A 20,210-nucleotide genomic window follows, 5' to 3' on the forward strand; every position below is an offset into this window, starting at 1 on the left:
GTTGCGGGGGTGAGGGGGGAGGGGGCCACGTCGACTCCGATCACCTTGGGGGAGGGCCGTTCGTGGTGGCCCGGGACCACGTTGGCCCCAACCCTCCTGAGCCGCAAGGGTGCGTGGTGCCGCCGTCGGGTCGGGGGCTGGGCCGCGCGGACCCCTACGATTCCGTGGCCGGAGCGTCCACGACCTTCCGCTCCAGCTCGGCGATGCGTGCGTCGGCGGCAGCCCGGCCCTGGTCGGTGTTCTGCAGCGACCGGTGCAGACGCGCTGCCCGCATCGCCTGGGTGTAGTCGCCGATGAGTGCCAACTCATCGCGCAGCACCGCCAGTTGAGCCGGATCGGGTCCGGTGTCGTCCAGCTCGCGGATCAGGTGGGCGCGGGCCGTCTCCACCATCCCCTGCTCCCGCGCGAGTTCCAGCCAGGTGGATTCCGGTTCGTCGTCGGGATCCACCCCATAGTTGGAGTCGTCGAACGAGCGCGCCCACACGCGCACCTGGCCGGCCTCCTCCGGAAGACCGGCAAGGCCGCACCAGGTGTCGTACGTCGTCTCGTGGACCTCGCGCAGCAGCGGCAGGTCCTCGGCCAGGCCGTAGAGCCCCACGAGGACGACGGCGAGCCGCAGTTCGTCGGACATGGGGGCGTCCGCCTCATGCTTGAGGAGGTGGCGCAGGAGGGGGCGGTCCGTGTTCCGCCGGTCGTACTGCGCGGCCCGCAGCGCCGCCACCCTGCGGGCCCGGTTCCGGGCCACGGTGTCCCAGACCGTGCGGTCGCCCGTCCGCAGCAGGGCCAGGTCGGTGCGGCCCCGGGCGAGCACCTGCTCCCACAGGGGCGGGCGCGGATGCGGATCGAGGCGTCTGTACGCCACGTGCTCGACGGCGTTGAGGAGGAGGTGGTCCGGTTCGGTGCGCAGCAATGCGGCGTGCAGGCGTGCGACGAGCTGCAAGGGGGAGCGCTCGGGAAGTCCGAGCGCGGTCCGCAGCTCGGTGCGGCGCGCGTCGAGATCGGGCACGCAGTCCTCGCGGAAGTCGCCCTCCGTGTCGGCGATTTCCGCGAGTATCCGCGCCTCGCCGTCGGTCGGCGACAGGCCTACGTAGTCATGCCAGCCGGGCAGGCCGACAAGGATCTCCAGGGCTTCGTCCACGCTGTCCCCGATGGTCCCGGCGGCACCCTCGGAATCGGCGTACAGCACGGAGCCGTCCCCGCACATGAAGTACGTGCCCCCGGAATCGTCCCCCGCGATCGCTTCCAGCGGACCGCCCGACGCCAGACGAACCTCTTCGACGTGGTCCGTGCGGGACAGGTCGAATGCGAAAGGGAACGCGGCGAGCTCGGCCAGGCGTGGGTCCTGACGCAGCAGACGGAGTGCACGTTCGGTCATGCTTCGAAAGTAACAGCGGTCACTGACAGCAGACCCACAACAGGACTGCCTGATTCCCTCACTGCTCACCGACTGCGCATTCCGATGCTTTTCCTTCACAACGGGGGAGATTCGCGCCGGCCGACGCGTACGCCCGCTGGGGACCCCCGGTCGTTAAGGGCGCACACATGGACGTCACTCGTTCGTGAATCGTCGCGCCGCATCACGCCGGGTAGGGCTGTGGCCGGAGGCGAGCCATGGAACAGACTGCGTTGCGTCCCAAGCCGATGCCCGGACAGGAGCCCGGCCCAGGCGGCAAGTTCGGCAGAGGCGGCAGATTCGGTACCGATCAAAAGTTCGGCGTCGGGCGAAGGCTGGGCATCGGGCGAAAGGCCCGTGCCGGGCAGGCACCCGGCGCGGGCAGCAGATCCGGGACCGGTCACCGTCCGCACGCCGCGCGGCGGCGCGGGCGGCGGCTTGTCACCCTGCTCTTCGGTCTGCTCTTCTCGGTCGTCCTCGTGCTGGCGGGGGTGGGGCTCGGCACCGTGAGCGCCACTGTCATCGGCATGAGCAAACTCGCCGACATGCAGAAGCAGGCGCAGGCCCAGGGCGGCGCCAAAGGGCAGGGCGGCCAGGCGGCCCCAGGCGGGCAAACGGCCCCGGGCGGGCCAGCGGCCCCCGATGGGCCAGCGGCCCATGGCGGCCCCGCCGGGCCCGGTTCGCCCGCCGCCCCGCCGGAGCCGCCGCGGAAGGAGCCGGGCGGAGCCGGGGAGCGGACCGCCCGTCCCACGCTCGGCGTGGAGGCCGTCGACGCCCCCAGGGGCGCGGGGGCCCTGCTCGTCGGCGTGCACAGCCCGGGTCCCGGCTACACCGCGGGGCTCGTACGCGGCGACGTACTGCTCGCCTTCGGCAAGACCCGCGTCGGGTCGGCCAAGGCACTGGCGGCCGCGGTCGCCGCAGCGGACCCGGGAAGGAACGTCACCGTGACCGTCCGCCACGAGAACGGAGGGCGCCAGTCCCTGTCGGTGACGCCGGGCTTCGTGACATGAGATGACGTGACCGGGGCCGCCGTAATCGGCTCGCGCATGCCCTGGGGCAGGGGCAGGATCGGCATCACCGGCACCGTGCCGTACACGCCGCAGCGAGCAGCCCTGGAGGCCCCCATGACCGGCACCCCCGCGCCCTTCACCGCCGATGACTACAAGGCCCGCATGGACCGCGCCGCGACAGCCGCGGCGGACGCGGGGCTCGCCGGACTGCTGGTCGCGCCGGGCCCCGACATGGTCTGGCTCACGGGATACGCGCCGACCGCCGACACCGAACGCCTCACCGTCCTCGTGCTCGCCGCGGACCAGGAGCCGGTGCTCGTGGTGCCCACCCTGGAAGCCCCGGACGCGGAACTGGCCGCGGGCGCGCGGGCGCTCTCCCTGCGGGACTGGACCGACGGCAAGGACCCCTATGCCGCGACCGCTCCGCTCCTGGACGTCGACGGCCGCTTCGGGATCAGCGACAACTCCTGGGCCATGCACCTCCTCGGCCTCCAGAAGGAGCTGCCGAACACGTCCTACGTGTCCCTGACCGAAGCGCTCCCCATGCTGCGCGCGGTCAAGGACGCCGCCGAGCTGGAGCGCCTCGCGGCGGCCGGCGCCGCCGCGGACTCGACGTACGAAGAGATCAAGAAGGTCCCCTTCGCGGGCCGCAAGGAGACCGACATAGCCGCTGACCTCGCCGATCTGCTGCGGCGGTTCGGGCACACCCAGGTCGACTTCACCGTGGTCGGCTCCGGGCCGAACGGCGCCAACCCGCACCATGAGGCGGGCGCCCGCGTCATCCAGCACGGCGACATGGTCGTCCTCGACTTCGGCGGCCTGCTGCACGGCTACGGCTCGGACACCTCGCGCACGGTGCACGTGGGCGAGCCCGGCGCCGAGGCACAGCGGGTCCACGACATCGTGCGCGAGGCGCAGGAGGCCGGCTGCGCCGCGGTACGGCCCTCAGCCGCCTGCCAGGACGTCGACAGGGCGGCACGGGCGGTGATCACCGACGCCGGGTACGGCGAGAACTTCATCCACCGCACCGGGCACGGCATCGGCGTCACCACCCATGAGCCGCCCTACATGATCGAGGGCGAGGAACTGCCGCTCGTGCCCGGCATGTGCTTCTCCGTGGAGCCCGGCATCTATCTTCCGGGCCGCTTCGGAGTGCGCATCGAGGACATAGTGACGGTCACCGAGGACGGCGTACGGCGCCTCAACTCCACGCCGCGCGAGCTGGCCGTCGTCAACTGACCGCCCGCGCAGGCCTTCTGAGCCGCCCAGGCCTCACGGCGTCGCGAGCACCGCGCACGACTCGGCGGGCAGCCGCAGCAGTCCGTCGGCCCCGGGCGCGGTGACCGGCTCCCACGCCGCGAGCACCCGGGTGCCCCGCCCGCCCAAGGGGACGTCGGCCGGCTCCTTGCCGATGTTCACCGCGATCCGCAGGTCGCCGCGCCGGACCGCGAACCAGCGCCTCTCCTCGTCGTACGCGACCCGCAGCGCCGCCAGGTCGGGGTCGATGAGGTCGCCGCGGTCGCGGCGCAGGGCGATCAGTTCGCGATACCAGGCCAGCACGCGCGCGTGGGGGTCGGTCAGGGGCTCGGCCCAGTCGAGACAGGAGCGGTCCCTGGTGGCCGGGTCCTGCGGATCGGGAATGTCGCCCTCGGCCCAGCCGTGCGCCGCGAACTCCCGCCGCCGGCCCCGGCGCACGGCCTCCGCGAGCTCGGGATCGGTGTGGTCCGTGAAGAACTGCCAGGGCGTCGTGGCACCCCACTCCTCGCCCATGAAGAGCATCGGCGTGAACGGTCCGGTGAGGGTGAGCGCGGCGGCGCAGGCGAGCAGACCGGGGGAGAGGGCCGCGGAGAGCCGGTCTCCTTGCGCGCGATTGCCGATCTGGTCGTGGGTCTGTGTGTAGCCGAGGAAGCGGTACGCGGGAGTCCGGGCGCGGTCCACGGGCCGGCCGTGCCGGCGCCCACGGAAGGTCGAGTACGTCCCGTCGTGGAAGAAGCCGCCGGTCAGCGTCTTGGCGAGCGCGGCGAAGGGCGCCCGGGCGAAGTCTTCGTAGTAGCCGTGGGCTTCCCCGGTCAGCGCGCAGTGCAGCGCGTGGTGGAAGTCGTCGTTCCACTGCGCGTGCAGGCCCAGACCTCCCTGAGCGCGCGGCGTGATGACCCGCGGGTCTCCCTGGTCGGACTCGGCGATCAGCGAGAGCGGCCTGCCGAGCTCGTCGGACAGCTCGTCCACGGCCGCCGACAGCTCCTCCAGGAAGTGGCACGCGCGCGTGTCCCGCAGCGCGTGCACCGCGTCCAGGCGCAGGCCGTCCAGGCGGTAGTCGCGCAGCCAGGCGAGCGCGCTGCCGATCAGATACGCGCGCACCTCGTCCGACCCCGGGGCGTCGAGGTTGACCGCCGCACCCCAGGGGGTCTGGTGGGTCTCCGTGAAGTAGGGCCCGAACGCGGGCAGGTAATTGCCGGACGGGCCGAGGTGGTTGTGGACCACGTCGAGCACGACGCCGATGCCCTGCGCGTGCGCGGCGTCGACAAATCGTTTCAGCGCCTCGGGGCCGCCGTACGGCTCGTGCACGGCCCACAGGGAGACACCCTCGTACCCCCAGCCGTGCCGCCCCGGGAACGGACAGAGCGGCATCAGCTCCACATGGGTGACGCCGAGCTCCGCGAGGTGGCCGAGCCGCCCCGCCGCCGAGTCGAGGGTGCCGTCCGGTGTGTACGTCCCCACGTGCAGCTCGTACAGGACCGAGTCCCGCACTCCGCGCCCCGCCCAGGGCGCGCGCCACGCGTACCGGTCGTGGTCCACGACGGCGCTGAGCCCGTCGGGGCCGTCCGGCTGGCGTCGTGAGCGGGGATCGGGCAGCACGGGTCCTTCGTCGAGCGAGAAGCCGTACCGCGCCCCGTCGGCGGCGTCCGCGTCCACCGTCCACCACCCGGGCCGGCCCTCGGCACGCTCCATCGCGCGCGTGGCGCCCTCACACAGCAGTGCGACGCGTTCGGCTTCCGGTGCCCACACCTCGAACTCCACCGACCGTTCCCCCTTGTCCGCCATCCGCTCTCGTCCGTCCTGATCCGTACGTCATCCGTGGTGACGTCCGTTCCGTCGTGTCCATCGTGCTGCAGAAGTGATCGGTTCGCGGTCGTTACGCGTTTTCTGGACACCCCGGCCGAGCTGACCGACAATCACCAGGGTGACGTCGTCCTTCGAGATCCACACGTACCCCGCGCGGCTGACCGACGCCGAGCGCGACAGGGCGCTGAAGGTGCTCAGGGAGGGCGCTGCCCTCGGCAAGCTGTCGCACGACACGTTCGTGCGGCGCATGGAGCTGGCGCTCGCCGCCCGCCAGCCGGACGAACTCGCCGCGCTCACCGCGGATCTGCGGACCGAGGGCCGTCTCTCACGGGCGGTATTCGGCACGGTCGGCGCGGTCTCCGGGTTCACGGTCCGGCTGCGCAGGGCCTGGCAGGCCGAGAAGCTCCCGAAGCTGCTCCTGCCGGTGCCCGGGAACCCCTGGCCGCTGCGGATCGGCCGCGACCCCGCGAACGGCCTCAGGCTCAGCCACGAGACGGTCTCCCGGGTGCACGCCGAGCTGAGCAGGCAGGGCGGCATGTGGGTGCTGCGCGACCTCGGGTCGACCAACGGCACGTCCGTGAACGGCCGCAGGGTGATCGGCGCGGCCGTCGTCCAGGACGGCGATCAGGTCAGCTTCGGGAAGATGGGCTTCCGCCTCTCCGGCTCGTGAAGCTCCTTCGCGGGGGCGCGAGGTGGTCAGTCGGTCCCCACGCGCGCGTGGCGCGCGGCCGCGACCGTCGTCCGTGACTGGTGCTCGACCTGGTCCTCCAGCGGCACCCAGCGCGCCCTGAACCGCTCGGCGAACGCGTCGCTCCACCGCAGGACGAGCTGCTCCAAGCGAGGCGCCGCCGGGTCGCCCGCCGTGGCCAGGACCCGCAACAGCATCGCGGCGGCCCGCAGCGGAAGGCGGCGCCCGAAGGCGTCGACGCTCCCGATGTACGCCATCGACGTCCCCGCGGGCGGCAGACGGGCCCAGTCGTCGGCGAGGCCGGGCACCAGGTCGAGCGCCCAGCGCGCCGCGCGCAGCAGCGGCCCCTGCGCCTCCGGGAGCCGCGGGAGCGCCTCGCGGAGGATGTCCTCGACCAGCCCCGCGTCGTGGCGCAGCCGCCGCGAGAAGCCGCGCAGCGCGCGCACCGGGGCGGGATGCGCGGCCGCGTCGTCCACGAGGTCGCTGGCCCACATGGGGACCTCGACGATGGCGGTCAGGCCGCCGTACCGGTGGGCGTGGTGCCAGGTCGTGTGCCGGGCGTCCTCGGGGAGGCTCGGGTAGGCGGCCGCCGAGCCGGGCCCGGGCAGCACGTGGACCCCCGGTCCCGAGACCGGCCAGCCCGCGGCGTCCGAAGCCCCCGTCTCCACCGGTATGTGCAGCTCGGCCGCGGACTTGGCGAACGGCTCCGCGAGCCCCGGGATGTCTCGCGTCAACTGCACCCAGCTGCCGCCGAGATCGGTTCCGTGCAGCGACACCTGCAAGTAGGGCCGCAGTTCGTCGATGACGCCGGTCAGGGCACGGGTCTCGGGCGGCAGCCGGTCGGGCGGCAGCACCGAGGGGGACCACTCCGGCTGCTCGGGGCCCGCGGGGCGGAAGAAGTGCCGGTGGTAGTCGAACAGGGTGCGCGGGGCCGGCGTGCGGTGCAGGTTCGCCCCGTCCGGGTCGGCGCACAGCAGGAAGTGCCAGGAGGTGTCGGCGCGCAGGTCCTCGTCCCGCAGGGCCCATTCCGCGAGGTGCAGCAGCGTCGAGCCGCCGGTGGGTTCGTTCGCGTGCGCGCCCGCGACGACGAGGACGGCACGCGGGGAGTGGCCGACGGACAGCAGGTGCAGAGGTCTTCCGGCGCGCGAGGCGCCCACTTGGCGCAGGGCGCTGAGCTCGGGGCGGTGGGCCGCCAACTCTCGGGCGGACAGCACGAGTTCGGCCACATTGGGATAGCGCTGGTCCGCCAGTTGACTCACCCCCGTCTTGTCCGCTGACGCAATCCGCAGTACGCCACGCGGTCGGGCACGTGTCAAGCGCGCGGCCGAAGGGAGGTCAGCCCACGTCGGCGTTGTCCCGCAGCGTCACTCGAATGGGTGTATGCGGACTGCGTGTGACGCCCCGCGGTGATCCCCTGAAACCCACCGACCACGCCCGTTCCGGCGGGGGCGCCCAAGAGGAACGGGGAGTCTGCCGTGTTGTCGAGTCCGGCCCCCCATGGGCACGTTCCGCCAGCGGTTCCGTTGCCCAGCCTTCTGTCCGCCGACGTGGCGCGTGACCCCTACCCGCACTACCGCCTCCTCCGGGAACGTCACCCCCTCGTCCGCGACGAGCTTCTCGGGGCCTGGCTGCTCAGCCGGTACGCGGATGTCCGGGCCGCGCTCGCCGACGTACGGTTCGGTGCGGCGGGGGCCGGGCCGGGCCAGGTCCACCGGGGGCTCGTCGAGCCCGTGCTCCGGGCCGCCGCCGAACGCACCGCCTTCGTCCTCGCGCGGCGAGTGGCCGGGCGGCAAGAGGTCGACCTCGTCGCCGAGTTCAGCGCCTGGCTGCCCGCGGCCGCCGCCGTCGCCGCGCTCGGACTGCCCTGGGAGGACGCCGCGCGGGTGCGGGAGTGGTGCCGTACGGCGCCCGCGCATACGGCTGCCCCGCACCCGGAGCTGGGCGGGTTGCTGCGCCCCCTCGTCGCACGGCGGCGCGCCCACCCCGGCCGCGACCTACTCTCGGTGCTGTGCGGCGCCCGGACGGACGGGCGGGCGCTCTCCGACGAGACGGTCACCGCTCTCGCCGGGACGCTCCTCACCGGCGGCGGCGAATCCACCGGCCTGGCGCTGGCCTCCTTCCTCGCCAACCTCCTCGACCACCCCGCCCAGTTGGCCCTCGTGCGCGCCCGCCCAGGGCTGATACCCGGCGCCTGGGCGGAGTCCCTGCGCCGTGACCCGCCCGCCCACGTCGTGCTGCGCCGCGCGCTCGCGCCGATATCCCTGGGCGCCACCACGCTGCCCACCGGCGCCGTGGTGGCCTGCCTCGTCGGCTCCGCGGGGCGCGACCCGTTCCGCTTCGCGGACCCCGACCGCTACGACATCTTCCGACCCGACCCGGCCCACCTGGCGTTCGGCGCGGGACAGCACTTCTGCCCGGCCGCCGCCCTGGCCGCGCTCACCGCCGAATGCGGCCTGCGGGCCCTCCTCGACGCCATGCCGGGCCTGCGCTGGGCCCCCGGCTCCCGCCCCGCGCCCCAGGGCCTGCGGGCACGCGCCCCGCGCCGGCTACTCGTCCGCCCCCGCTGAGCTCTCACCCGCCCCCGCGTCAGCGCCCTCACCTGAGCCCGCCCCCGTCGGGACCCGCTCGAGCAGCACCACCGGCAGCTCCCCGAAAAGCTCCTCCACGCGCGCGTGCCCGGTGAACTCCCGCCCCCGGGTGAGCAGATCAGCCCACCGCCCCTGCGGAAGCTCCAGTTCCGTGGCGCGCCAGCCGCCCGCATCCGCCAGCCGCAGGGAGAGCCGGCTCACCGCCGCGAGCACCTCTCCGGAGCGCGTGAAGGCCACGCAGTGCGCGGCCCCGGGACCCCGCGCCGTCAGCGGCTCGTACGTCGCGGCGCCGCCGAACAGCTCCGGGCGGCGCCTGCGCAGCCGCAGCGCGGTCGCCGTCAGCGCCAGCTTCTCCTCGGAGAGGTCCCAGCGGTCACGGTGTTGCTCCAGGTGCTCCAGGACATGCGGCTGGAACCGCACGGGCCGCCGGTTGTCCGGGTCCACCAGGGCGAGGTACTCGCCTTCCGTGCCCTGGTAGAGGTCGGGCACCCCGGGCATCGTCAGCTGGAGCAGCGTGGCCCCGAGGACGTTCGCCCGCACATGGGGCCGCAGGCCGGTCGCGAACTCCGCCACTGTGTAGAGCGGCGGTCCACAGGGCCCCGCCTCCACGAACGCCGTCACGGCCTTCTCGTACGCCTCGTTCGGCTCGGTCCAGCTCGTGTGCAGGCCCGCCTCGCGCACATGCTTGAGCAGGGCCTTCTGCAGCCGCTCGTCGTAGGGGAAGCCGAAGCCGACAGCCGTCTGCCAGGCCGCCCAGGCCAGTTGGGCATCGGGCGCGCTCGCGCCGCCCATCCGCGCCGTCTGCTCGGTCACGTCGGCCAGGAGGTCGGCCCACTGCCCGGGGCACTGCGTGAGGACGGCGATGCCGGCCCGCACGTCGGCGCTGCGCTTCGTGTCGTGCGTGGTGAGCACCGTGCCCGAGTACGGCCAGTCGCGCTGCACGCGCGCGCAGTACGCGTGAAAGGACTCCGGGGACACCGCGGGACGCTCGGGGGAGCCGCCCACCTCGGCGGCCGAAAGGAGCGGCGCGTGCCGGTAGAACGCCGTGTCCTCGACCGCCTTGGCCCGCAGCGCCGACGAGACCTGCGCGAACCGCGCGCGGAAGCCGTCGACCGCCGGCCCCGACCCCAGCCGCCCGAGGACCAGATCCCGTACGACGTCGACCGCCTCGGCCTCCTCCCGCACCGCGAAGGCGGCCTTGGCCTCCTCGGCGGCCGCCACCGTGAGCACCGAAGCCGGTTCGGCGCCTCCGGAGACGTACGGCCGGTAGACGGGAAGCCGCACGAGCAGTTCCAGGAGCGCGGTGCGCAGGGCCCACGGCGCGTGGTCGCGCAGGGCGGGGTCCGCGGCGCAGAGGGCGGTCGCCTCGCGCGTGAGGCGGTCGGTCTCGGCGGCCAGCTCATGGGTGAGCACCTTGTACGCAGCGCGCCGCACCGTCGCGTCCCAGTCGCCGCCCCGGTCCACCGCGGGGGCCGTGAACCGCCGGTACTGGCCGAGGAGCTCGCCCGCCCCCGCCGGGTCCGCGAAGAGGCCGTCGAGATGGCGCAGCGCGTCGTACCCGGTGGTGCCCGCGACGGGCCACGCGGCGGGCAGCCGCTCGCCGTCGGCGAGGATCTTCTCGACGACCGTCCAGCGACCGTGCGTGGCCTCCTGGAGCCGCTGGAGGTAGGCCCCCGGGTCCGCGAGGCCGTCCGGGTGGTCGATCCGCAGCCCCTCCACGACCCCCTCCCGCAGCAGTTCAAGGATCTTCGCGTGGGTCGCGTCGAACACCTCGGGGTCCTCGACGCGCACCCCGATGAGGTCCGAGATGGTGAAGAAGCGCCGGTAGTTGAGCTCCGTACGGGCAAGGCGCCACCACGCGAGCCGGTACCACTGGGCGTCCAGGAGCCGGGGCAGCGGCAGCTCGCCGGTGCCTTCCCGCAGGGGGAACGCGTGTTCGTGGTAGCGCAGCACGTCGCCGTCCCCCCGCAGGCTCGCCAGCTCGTCCCCGACCCCGCGCCCGAGCACCGGGAGCAGCACGCGCCCGTCGCCCGCGTCCCAGTCGATGTCGAACCACCGCGCGTACGGCGAACCGGGCCCCTCCCGCAACACCTCCCAGAGGGCGTGGTTGTGGCGCGGCACCGCCGCCATGTGGTTCGGCACGATGTCCACGACCACGCCGAGCCCGTGCGCCCGCGCGGTGCGGGAGAGGGACCGCAGCCCCTCCTCGCCGCCCAGCTCGGCGCGCACGCGCGCGTGGTCCACGACGTCGTAGCCGTGCGTGGACCCGGGGACGGCCTCGAGCACCGGCGACAGATGCAGGTGCGACACCCCCAGCGACGCCAGGTACGGGACGGCCGCCTCGGCGGCGGCGAAGGGGAACTCCGGCTGGAGCTGCAGCCGGTACGTGGCGGTGGGCGGCGGCGGGACCGCTGGCTCTGAGCGCTCAGGCGTCATGCGAACGTACGTACCCGCCTGGCGGGCTTTCGTGCCATCGACTCATGCTTCTGGGCGTCAAGGTGTGACTAGCTTCGGACGATGGCTGCAAAAGCACAGGTCGCACAGGACGCGCACGAGGGGCCGCGGGAGGACCGGGGCGCGCCCGGTCTCCTGGACACCTACCGGCAAGTGATCGGGCGTACCGGAGCCCTCCTGCCGGTGATCTCGTTCCTCGGCAGGCTCCCCGTCGCCATGATCCAGTTCGGCAGCGTCCTGCTGGTCACCGAGACCAGCGGCTCGCTCGCCACGGGTGGCGTGGTCGCCTGCGCGCTCGCGCTCGGCCAGGTGGCCATGGGCCCGCTCGTCGGCCGCCTCGCCGACCGCCGCGGTCAGCGCCCCGTCGTCCTCGGGTTCTCACTGCTCAACGCCGTGGCCATCGCGGTCTACACGCTCGGCGCCCTGCTCGATCTGCCCACGCCCGCGCTCGTCGCCCTCGCCGTGCTCGCCGGCGCCAGCATTCCGGGGATCGGCCCGCTGGCCCGCGCACGCGCCGTCCCGCTGGTCCGCGAGGCGGGCGGTGACGGCCGTCTGGTCAACACCGTCCTCTCCCTGGAGAGCACGATGGACGAGCTGTCCTTCGTGCTCGGCCCCGCCTTCGTGGGCCTGGCCGCCGTGGCGGGCCACCCGGCGTACGCCTTCGCCGCGGCCGCGCTCCTGGTCGCCGTCTGCGGCTCCGCCTTCGCGCTGCACCCCACGGGCCGGACAGCGCGGGCGGCACAGGCGCCACGCGCGCGTGGCGGCGGCGAGCGCCTGCCGCGCCAGGTCGTCGTCGTACGCGTCGGGCTCGTCTTCGTCGGTGTCCTGCTCGGCGCCTGCGGAGCAGGCATCACGGCTCTCACCGAGGAGTTGGGGCAGCCGGGCCAGGCGGGGCTCGTCTACGCCGCCATGGGGGTGATGAGCGCCGTCGTGGGGCTCTCCATGGCCGCGCTGCCCGAGCGGTTCGGCCTGTACGCGCGCTGGCGCCTGGCGACGGCCGCCGCCGCGCTGCTCTCGCTGCCCCTGGTGTGGACGGGCAGCATGACGGCCCTGTACCTCGTGGTGACCGTGTTCGGCGCCATCTTCGCCCCGAACCTGATCACCGGCTTCGCGCTCACCGAGCGCTCCTGTCCGCCGCGGCGGCTCGCCGAGGGGATGACGTGGGCCGCGAGCGCCTTCGTCGGCGGCCAGGCGGTCACCCTCGCGGTGGCGGGCCGCCTGGCCGAGTCGTACGGCCCCGGAGCGGCGTTCGCCCTCGGCAGCGCGGCCGCCGCCGTCGCGTTCCTCGTCGCGCTCGCCGCCCGCCCGGCGGCGGACGGCGGCGCGCACGCCATCCCTCAGATCACGCCGGGCGCCGCAGGACGGTGAGGCTCCGGTCGGCGAGCGTCAGGCGCTCACCGGCCCCCGCCTTCGGTCCCGAGTCCGGCGGCACCCCCTCCGACCGCGAGGTGTCCACGACCACCTGCCACTGACGGCCGTGATTGACCGGGATCACGAACTCCAGCGGCTCCGCCGACGCGTTGAACATCATCAGGAACGAGTCGTCGGAGATCCGCTCGCCGCGGGTGCCCGGCTCGGAGATCGCGTTGCCGTTCAGGAACACCGTCAGCGCCCGTGCGTGCGACGCGTCCCAGTCCTCCTGCGTCATCTCCTCGCCCTCCGGCGTGAACCAGGCGATGTCGGAGAGCTCGTCGTGCGTGCCCTCCACCGGACGGCCGTGGAAGAAGCGCCGCCTGCGGAAGACGGGGTGGTCGCGCCGCAGCCACGCCATCGCGCGCGTGAACTCCAGCTGGGTGCTCTCGCCCTCCGGCCAGCGCACCCACGCGATCTCGTTGTCCTGGCAGTAGGCGTTGTTGTTGCCGCCCTGCGTCCGGGCGAACTCGTCGCCGTGGCTGAGCATCGGGACGCCCTGCGAGAGCATCAGCGTCGCGATGAAGTTGCGCATCTGCCGCTCGCGCAGCTCCCGGACGTCCGGGTCCTCGGTCTCGCCCTCGGCCCCGCAGTTCCAGGAGCGGTTGTGGCTCTCGCCGTCCTGGTTGCCCTCGCCGTTGTCCTCGTTGTGCTTCTCGTTGTACGAGACGAGGTCGTGCAAAGTGAAACCGTCGTGACAGGTGGTGAAGTTGATCGACGCCAAGGGGCGCCGTCCGTCGTCCTGGTAGAGGTCGGACGAACCGGTGAGCCGGGACGCGAACTCCGCGAGGGTGCGCGGTTCACCCCGCCACAGGTCGCGCACGGTGTCGCGGTACATGCCGTTCCACTCGGTCCACAGGGGCGGGAAGTTGCCCACCTGATAGCCGCCCTCGCCGACGTCCCAGGGCTCGGCGATCAGCTTCACCTGGCTGACGATCGGGTCCTGCTGCACGAGGTCGAAGAACGACGACAGGCGGTCCACCTCGTGGAACTGGCGGGCGAGCGTCGCCGCGAGATCGAAGCGGAAGCCGTCCACGTGCATGTCGGTGACCCAGTGCCGCAGCGAATCCATGATCATTTGTAGTACGTGCGGCGACCGCATCAGGAGCGAGTTGCCGGTCCCCGTGGTGTCCATGTAGTAGCGGGGATCGTCCGTCAGGCGGTAGTACGAGGCGTTGTCCAGGCCCTTGTAGGAGAGCGTCGGGCCCAGGTGGTTGCCCTCGGCCGTGTGGTTGTAGACGACGTCGAGGATCACCTCGATGCCCGCCTCGTGCAGCGCCTTCACGGCCTGCTTGAACTCCAGGACCTGCTCGCCCCGGTCGCCCCATGAGGCGTACGCGTTGTGGGGCGCGAAGAAGCCGATCGTGTTGTAGCCCCAGTAGTTGTTCAGGCCCATGTCCACCAGGCGGTGGTCGTTCACGAACTGGTGCACCGGCATCAGCTCCAGGGCCGTCACCCCCAGCTGCACCAGGTGATCGATGACCGCCGGGTGCGCGAGCGCCGCGTACGACCCGCGCAACTCGTCCGGCAGGTCGGGGTGGAGCATGGTCAGGCCCTTGACATGGGCTTCGTAGAGCACCGTCTCGTTGTACGGGGTGCGCGGCGGCCGGTCGTCACCCCAGTCGAAGTACGGGTTGACCACCACGGAGGTCATCATGTGCGGCGCCGAGTCCATGTCGTTGCGCTTGTCCGGGGCGCCGAAGCGATAGCCGTACACCTCCTCGCCCCAGTCGACCTTGCCGCTGACCGCGCGGGCGTACGGATCGAGCAGCAGCTTCGCCGAGTTGCAGCGGTGCCCCTGCGCGGGGTCGTACGGACCGTGCACACGGAAGCCGTACCGCTGGCCCGGCATCACGCCGGGCAGGTACGCGTGCAGCACGAACGCGTCGGACTCACGCAGCTCGACGGCTGTCTCCGAGCCGTCGTCGTGCAACAAACAGAGCTCTATGCGGTCGGCGGCCTCGGAGAAGACCGCGAAGTTCGTGCCGGCGCCGTCGTACGTGGCGCCGAGTGGATACGCCTGCCCTGGCCACACCTGCATGCATACGACTCTTCCACTACCGCCCCCTCGGCTCGGGGTCACTTTGGTCAGAGTCTCCCCGAAAGTGGGGCAACCACGCGGGAGTTGAAGCCGTCTAACCGACCGACCACTACTCGGTATGCCCCTTCTAGGGGCTCGTGGGGGAAAAGGGGAGTAAGTGCGAGAGCTAGTCAGACGCAACCTGGGCAAGGTGGTGGCGAGCGCGGCAGTCGCGGTGGCCGCCACCGCGGTGCTTGTGGGCGTCACACTGCCGGGGGCGGGCGAGTCGGGGGGCCGCCAGGCCAACGCGGCGGACGCGAAGCAGAACGCGATCGCGAAGGACGGCGTCGTCGAGGCGGCGCCCGACGAGGGCGAGAAGGGCATAGGCAGCGACCCGCTGACCGACGCGGAGATGGAGCGGGCCGAGAAGGCATCGGTGTCGGGCGCTCTTCGCTCCAGCGCCAGGGACGTCGAGGGCGACCGCGGCCCGCAGCTCCTGTCGACGAACCTCAGTGAGCCGGACCCCGGCGCCGAGGGCGCCACCGCCCCGCGCCGCGCGGAAGTCGTCTACTACGACTACAAGAAGGACGCGGTCATCACCAAGACGGTCAACGTGGAGACCGGCAAGGTGGAGACCACGAACACCACGCAGAACGTCCAGCCGCCGCCCAGCCAGGAAGAGCTCGCCGAGGGCGCCCAGCTGCTGATCGCCGACCCGCTCGGCAAGGGCCTGAAGCAGGACTTCAAACACGCCACGGGCAAGGCGCTGACCGGACCGGGACAGCTTCAGCTGAGCGGCATGGTCTTCCGCAAGGAGACCGTCGAGCGTGTGCCGGCCGGCCTCGCCGAGTGCGGCAAGCACCGGTGCCTCCAGGTCGTCACCAAGGTCAAGAACGGTCCGTGGATCGACACCCGGTCCCTCGTCGTCGACCTGAGCACCCGCTCCGTGGGCCGCCTCGGCTGACCGGCCCTGACCCGCACGACACCACACTTCTGCTTCTCCTCGTACGAGGGAGTTCACACCGCAATGCACGTCAACAGACTTTCGCGCGCCCGCAAGAAGGCCGGCCTGGCCCTCGCGGTCTCCGCGCTGATCGGCGGCGCCGTCACCGTCGCCCCGCAAGCATCGGCCACCCCCAAGGCGCCCAGCGCCCCCGCGGCGGCCGCCGACTGCAGTGACGCCTACAAGATCGAGCAGACCGTCGACGGCGGCACGACCTGGCGCATGTGCTGGCACTACAACACGCTGTCCGGCCTGATCCTCGACAAGATCAGCTACCAGCCCAAGGACGAGGCGAAGCCGATACCCGTCCTGACCAGCGCCCGCCTCGCGCAGGTCCACGTCCCCTACGACGACGGCGAGGCCGAGTACGACGACGTCACCGGCACCGACTTCGGCCAGGCCCTGCAGAATCTGAACCCCGGTGAGTGCCCCGGCGGCACCATCAAGACCGTGAAGGTCCCGCAGCGGGGCGACGTGAAGGGCCTGTGCACCACCACGCGCGCGCGTGGGCACGCGTACCGCCTCAACGACGACGAGAGCACCGGCGCCACCGGCAAGGTCTTCACCGATCAGGGCAAGGACCTGCTCGTCTACACCGTGAACAAGGCCTCCTGGTACGAGTACATCACCGAGTGGCGGTTCTCCTCGGACGGCACCATCACCTCCCAGGTCGGCGCGACCGGCAGCCTCTCGCCGTACGACTACGACGGTGGCGACAGCCGCGGCTGGCCCATCGGCAAGGGCGAGCAGGCCAAGGCCGAGAGCCACGCCCACAACGTCTTCTGGCGGCTCAACTTCGGCCTGGACGGCTCCCCGAAGGCCAAGGTCGAGCAGTACGACTCCAAGGTCACCCCGCCCACCGGCCAGGGCAGCCCCACCACGAAGACCACCCGCACCAAGGTCACCAAGGAGCTCGCCGGTGACCGCAAGGACATGCGCTGGTGGCGCGTGGTCAGCGGGGCGGGCAAGAACAAGGACGGCCACCCCCGTTCGTACGAGATCGTGCCCGGGGCCAGCACCAAGCACGCGGGACGCCCCTACACCAAGCACGACGTGTACTTCACCGAGTACAAGAAGTGCGAGCAGTACGCGAGCAACAACCCGGGGTGCGCCAACGGCGTACCGGACAGCGTCGACAAGTGGGTGAACGGCCAGTCCCTCACGCACCCGATCACCTGGGTCCACGTGGGCTTCCACCACATCGCCCGTGACGAGGACCAGCAGCCGATGCCGGTCCACTGGCAGGGCTTCTCGCTGGCCGCGCGCGACGTGACCGCTATGAGCCCGCTCACTCCGCAGGACCTCGCCGACCAGAACGGCCAGCCGCCACTGGGTCGTTGAGAATCCACCCTCCCCATCCGGCTGCACCGGCCGCCGCTCCCGGAGTACCCTTCCTTGATCGTTGAACGGGGGAGTGCTCGGGGGAGCGGAAGGGGTGCGCTGAGTGAGCTCGGGAGGGCGGGAACTGCCCCCTGGTGACGAGGGTCACGAGGGGAGTTCCGCGGACGGCCCGCCCGGAGCGGTGTCCCTGGCGCGGCCGATGGAGATGGGATCTCAGATCGGACCCGAACTGGACTGGGGCGCCGACGCCTGGCGCGAGGTGCGCACGCGCGCCCAGCGCGCAGGGCGGGCCTACATCTGGCTGAATCTCGTGGAGCAGCGGCTGCGCGCGGTCGTGGCCGCTGTCCTGCGTCCCATCTACGAACCGGTCCACGCCGACGACTGGGTGGTCGCCGCCGCGGGACCCGCGGGGCAGGAGTGGGTGCAGCGGGCCGTCGCCGTACGCGAAGTGAGCCGCCGCAAGGGGTACTTGCTGGACCCGGCCGACGACAACGTCCTCAGCTTCCTCACGCTGCCCCAGCTGCGGGAGCTGATGGTGCAGCACTGGCCGTGCTTCGAGCCGTACTTCGACGACCGCAGGGACGTCGAACTGGCCCTGGACGAGCTGGAGGTCACCCGGAACGTCGTCTCCCGCAACCGTGCCCTGTCCACCGCCGTGCTCGCCCAGGCGGAGCGTGCCTCGGCGCGGCTCCTGGACATACTCGGCACGGGAACCGACACGCCCTCCGCCCGCAGGCTGCCCGTCGACGCCGTCGAGTCCCTGGTCGGCGACCGGTACGCCGATGTGGTGGGCGTCCACTCGGACCGGGTGCGGCTTCTGCGGCAGTTCCCGGCCGAGGACATCTTCGGCGGGGCACGGCGCCTCGACGCGATCGGGATAGGCCTGAACCTCCTGGTCCAGAACTTCTCCGGACGCCGCCTGGTGCGCCTCGCCGAGTCCGGCTGCCGGGTACGCCTGCTCTTCCTCAACCCGGCGAGCAGCGCGGTCAAGCGCAGGGAGCGTGAACTGGGCCTGAAGCGGGGCGAACTGAGCCGCAGCGTCGAGATGAACATCCTGCACATGCGGCGGGTGCGGGCCCGCCTGCGTGACCCCGGTGCCTTCGAGATCCAGGTCTTCGACGAGACGCCGCGCTTCACCGCGTATCTGGTCGACGGGGACGGCGCGGACGGCATCGCGGTCGTCCAGTCGTATCTGCGCAGGACGCGCGGGATGGAGGCGCCGGTGCTCGTGCTGCGCGGCGGCCGCCGGGTGGTGAAGGCGGACGACCCTGACGAGAGCGGACTCTTCGAGACGTACCGGGAGGAGTTCGAGCTGGCCTGGGCGGACTCGCGGCCGGTGTCCTGAGCGAGCGGTCTCCCGAGCAAGCGGAACGCGCGCCTCGGATTGTCAGTGGCGCGTGGGATCGTGGTGGTCAATGGGGGAAAGCACCACAGAGAAGGGGGCGGCCATGAGCTGGCACCGGGAGCTGCTGATCGGTTTCGACCTGGAGACGACCGGGACGGACCCGCGCGAGGCGCGCATCGTGACGGCAGCGGTCATCGAGGTCAGGGCCGGCGAGACGCTGGGCCGCAAGGAGTGGCTCGCCGACCCGGGGGTCGAGATCCCCGCGGAGGCGGTGGCGGTGCACGGCATCTCGAACGAACGGGCGGCCGCGCATGGCAGACCTGCCGCGGAGGTCGCCGACGCGATAGCGGCGGTGCTCGTGTCGTACTGGCAGGCGGGCGTCCCGGTCGTCGCCTACAACGCCACCTTCGACCTGACCCTGCTCTCCGCCGAGTTGCGCAGGCACGGCCTGCCGTCCCTGCGTGAGCGCCTGGGCGGCGCGGAACCGGCCCCGGTCATCGACCCGTACACCATCGACCGCTCCGTCGAGCGCTACCGCAAGGGCAAGCGCAACCTGGAAGCGGTCTGCACCGAGTACGGCGTGCTCCTGGAGTCGGCGCACGACGCCATGTCGGACGCCTTGGCCGCCGCCCGTCTGGCCACCGCCATAGCCGAGCGGCACCCCAAGCTGGCCGCGTTCGGCCCGGCGGAGCTGCACCGCCGTCAGATCGACTGGTATGCGCAGTGGGCCGCGGACTTCCAGAAGTTCCTCCGGAAGAAGGGCGAGGCGGACGCGGTGGTGGACGGCACATGGCCGCTCAAGGAGGAGTTCAGCGCGTCCGGCGTCTGACTGCGGATGACGGGTGCGGTGCAGTGCGGTGCAGCCCTCAGGCCTTCAGAACCTCAGGCCCTCAGAAGGGGTACCACCGCACACTCGGATCGCCGTCACGCAGCGACGCGACCCGGCGGCGGAATTCGGCCAGGGCCTTCGGATTGCTGGGGGCATGCTGCGCGACCCACGCACAGCTGGCCGTCTCCCGGGCACCCCGGAGCACCGCGCATCCCTCCCACTCCCGCACATCCCAGCCGTACTCCGCGACGAACGCGTCGTACGCCTCGGCCGGCAGACCGTACCGGTCCCGGGAGAGCGCGAGCACCACGAGATCGTGCTCCCGCAGATCGGTGGAGAAGGTCTCCAGGTCGACGAGGACCGGCCCGTCCGCGCCCACGAGGACGTTCCGGGGCAGCGCGTCGCCGTGGATGGGACCGGGAGCGAGCCGAGGGGTGAGCGCCGATGCCGCGGCCTCGAACCCGTCCCTGCGCTCGCGCAGGTAGTCCGCGTCCTCCACGTCGATCGCGTCGCCCGCGAGCCGCAGCCACCGCTCGACCCCGCCGAGCAGCTCACGCCGGGGCAGCTCGAAGTCCGGCGCGGGAAGGGCGTGCACGAGCCTCAGGAGTGGGGCGAGGTCGCGCGGCTCGGCGGGGCGCACGGCGTCCGGCAGCCGGTGCCACACCGTCACCGGATGCCCGTCCACCAGCCGGGGTTCGCCCTCGGCTGCCCGCACCGCGGGCACCCCCGACTCCTCGAGCCAGTGCGCGATCCGCAACTCCCGCCGCGCGCGGTCGAGAAGCTCGGGCGCCGCACGCCCGACCTTGACCACCGTCCCGCCACCGCCGAACACCGCGTTCTCGCCGAGCGCGAGCAGCGTCGCGTCCCGATCGAGCCCCGCGGCGCCCAGTACGTCCCGTGCCCGCGCCTCGTCCATCCATTGCCTCCCGCACCGCTCGCTGCGTGCGCCACGCAGCCCGGCACAGTCTCCCATTCGCACAGGCCAAGCGGCTGCGAGGCCTGCGTAGCTGCTTGACGTATCAAGATCCCATCAGCACGATGACGGGGGCCGCCTGGGCGGCCAAAC

15 protein-coding genes are annotated in these 20,210 nt (G+C 72.4%); 9 read left to right on the plus strand and 6 right to left on the minus strand.

All coding sequences use genetic code 11. The annotated features are described in order from the left end of the window. Positions 1–154 precede the first annotated feature (154 nt). Positions 155–1,375, minus strand: coding sequence for a hypothetical protein (locus ACWGIH_RS34835; protein ID WP_453449268.1), 1,221 nt, complete (start codon positions 1,373–1,375; stop codon positions 155–157). A gap of 236 nt (positions 1,376–1,611) precedes the next feature. Between ACWGIH_RS34835 and ACWGIH_RS34840 the strand changes: the two genes are divergently transcribed. Together ACWGIH_RS34840 and ACWGIH_RS34845 are read left to right on the plus strand one after the other, a co-directional pair. After that, on the plus strand, positions 1,612–2,403 hold the full coding sequence (locus ACWGIH_RS34840; protein WP_453449269.1) for a PDZ domain-containing protein: 792 nt from the start codon (positions 1,612–1,614) through the stop codon (positions 2,401–2,403). A gap of 114 nt (positions 2,404–2,517) precedes the next feature. Further along, positions 2,518–3,642, plus strand: coding sequence for an aminopeptidase P family protein (locus ACWGIH_RS34845; protein ID WP_453449294.1), 1,125 nt, complete (start codon positions 2,518–2,520; stop codon positions 3,640–3,642). A 33-nt stretch (positions 3,643–3,675) separates the two neighbouring features. On the opposite strand, the gene treZ is transcribed toward ACWGIH_RS34845, so the two are convergent. After that, positions 3,676–5,421: a malto-oligosyltrehalose trehalohydrolase gene (gene treZ / locus ACWGIH_RS34850; RefSeq protein ID WP_453449295.1), complete on the minus strand. Its 1,746-nt coding sequence runs from the start codon at positions 5,419–5,421 to the stop codon at positions 3,676–3,678. Between the two features lie 163 nt (positions 5,422–5,584). Here treZ and ACWGIH_RS34855 point away from each other — a divergent pair, with 163 nt between their 5' ends. Beyond that, complete coding sequence (locus ACWGIH_RS34855) at positions 5,585–6,136, plus strand: FHA domain-containing protein (protein ID WP_453449270.1); 552 nt, start codon at positions 5,585–5,587, stop codon at positions 6,134–6,136. A 26-nt stretch (positions 6,137–6,162) separates the two neighbouring features. On the opposite strand, the gene ACWGIH_RS34860 is transcribed toward ACWGIH_RS34855, so the two are convergent. Then, positions 6,163–7,413, minus strand: a complete 1,251-nt coding sequence (locus tag ACWGIH_RS34860; RefSeq protein WP_453449271.1) for a M14 family zinc carboxypeptidase — start codon at positions 7,411–7,413, stop codon at positions 6,163–6,165. A gap of 264 nt (positions 7,414–7,677) precedes the next feature. On the opposite strand from ACWGIH_RS34860, the gene ACWGIH_RS34865 reads away from it, so the two are divergent. Next, the gene (locus tag ACWGIH_RS34865; RefSeq protein WP_453449272.1) at positions 7,678–8,721 is read left to right on the plus strand and encodes a cytochrome P450; all 1,044 of its coding nucleotides are present in this window, start codon (positions 7,678–7,680) and stop codon (positions 8,719–8,721) included. Here ACWGIH_RS34865 and treY read toward each other — a convergent pair. Next, on the minus strand, positions 8,701–11,178 hold the full coding sequence (gene treY, locus ACWGIH_RS34870; RefSeq protein WP_453449273.1) for a malto-oligosyltrehalose synthase: 2,478 nt from the start codon (positions 11,176–11,178) through the stop codon (positions 8,701–8,703). The two genes, ACWGIH_RS34865 and treY, sit on opposite strands and share 21 nt — an antisense overlap. Before the next feature lie 81 nt (positions 11,179–11,259). Between treY and ACWGIH_RS34875 the strand changes: the two genes are divergently transcribed. Further along, entirely contained in the window at positions 11,260–12,564 is a 1,305-nt protein-coding gene (locus tag ACWGIH_RS34875; RefSeq protein WP_453449274.1) for an MFS transporter, read from the plus strand. Here the strand turns inward: ACWGIH_RS34875 and glgX are convergent. Beyond that, a complete protein-coding gene (gene glgX, locus ACWGIH_RS34880) occupies positions 12,539–14,647 on the minus strand; it encodes a glycogen debranching protein GlgX (RefSeq protein WP_453449275.1) in 2,109 nt (702 codons plus the stop codon). The two genes, ACWGIH_RS34875 and glgX, sit on opposite strands and share 26 nt — an antisense overlap. 157 nt (positions 14,648–14,804) lie before the next feature. On the opposite strand from glgX, the gene ACWGIH_RS34885 reads away from it, so the two are divergent. From ACWGIH_RS34885 to ACWGIH_RS34900, 4 genes are all read left to right on the plus strand, one after another. Then, positions 14,805–15,590 (plus strand): Tat pathway signal sequence domain protein, encoded by a 786-nt coding sequence (locus ACWGIH_RS34885; protein WP_453449276.1) that lies wholly within the window; start codon positions 14,805–14,807, stop codon positions 15,588–15,590. 63 nt (positions 15,591–15,653) lie between these two features. Continuing rightward, entirely contained in the window at positions 15,654–16,970 is a 1,317-nt protein-coding gene (locus ACWGIH_RS34890; protein ID WP_453449277.1) for a copper amine oxidase, read from the plus strand. A gap of 103 nt (positions 16,971–17,073) precedes the next feature. Beyond that, positions 17,074–18,315 carry an SAV2148 family HEPN domain-containing protein gene (locus ACWGIH_RS34895; RefSeq protein WP_453449278.1) on the plus strand — a complete coding sequence of 414 codons (1,242 nt, stop codon included), beginning with the start codon at positions 17,074–17,076 and terminating at the stop codon, positions 18,313–18,315. Between the two features lie 103 nt (positions 18,316–18,418). After that, positions 18,419–19,144 carry an exonuclease domain-containing protein gene (locus ACWGIH_RS34900; RefSeq protein ID WP_453449279.1) on the plus strand — a complete coding sequence of 242 codons (726 nt, stop codon included), beginning with the start codon at positions 18,419–18,421 and terminating at the stop codon, positions 19,142–19,144. Positions 19,145–19,205: 61 nt separating this feature from the next. Here the strand turns inward: ACWGIH_RS34900 and ACWGIH_RS34905 are convergent, their stop codons facing one another. Beyond that, a complete protein-coding gene (locus tag ACWGIH_RS34905; protein ID WP_453449280.1) occupies positions 19,206–20,060 on the minus strand; it encodes a phosphotransferase in 855 nt (284 codons plus the stop codon). Positions 20,061–20,210 lie beyond the last annotated feature (150 nt).

The organism is Streptomyces sp. NPDC054872, assembly GCF_053610705.1.

Bases quoted from the DNA above. Each gene is read 5' to 3' on its own strand.
- ACWGIH_RS34835 (WP_453449268.1), bottom strand. From the start codon at position 1,375: ATGACCGAACGTGCACTCCGTCTGCTGCGTCAGGACCCACGCCTGGCC.
- ACWGIH_RS34840 (WP_453449269.1), top strand. From the start codon at position 1,612: ATGGAACAGACTGCGTTGCGTCCCAAGCCGATGCCCGGACAGGAGCCC.
- ACWGIH_RS34845 (WP_453449294.1), top strand. From the start codon at position 2,518: ATGACCGGCACCCCCGCGCCCTTCACCGCCGATGACTACAAGGCCCGC.
- treY (WP_453449273.1), bottom strand. From the start codon at position 11,178: ATGACGCCTGAGCGCTCAGAGCCAGCGGTCCCGCCGCCGCCCACCGCC.
- ACWGIH_RS34875 (WP_453449274.1), top strand. From the start codon at position 11,260: ATGGCTGCAAAAGCACAGGTCGCACAGGACGCGCACGAGGGGCCGCGG.
- glgX (WP_453449275.1), bottom strand. From the start codon at position 14,647: ATGCAGGTGTGGCCAGGGCAGGCGTATCCACTCGGCGCCACGTACGAC.
- ACWGIH_RS34890 (WP_453449277.1), top strand. From the start codon at position 15,654: ATGCACGTCAACAGACTTTCGCGCGCCCGCAAGAAGGCCGGCCTGGCC.
- ACWGIH_RS34900 (WP_453449279.1), top strand. From the start codon at position 18,419: ATGAGCTGGCACCGGGAGCTGCTGATCGGTTTCGACCTGGAGACGACC.
- ACWGIH_RS34905 (WP_453449280.1), bottom strand. From the start codon at position 20,060: ATGGACGAGGCGCGGGCACGGGACGTACTGGGCGCCGCGGGGCTCGAT.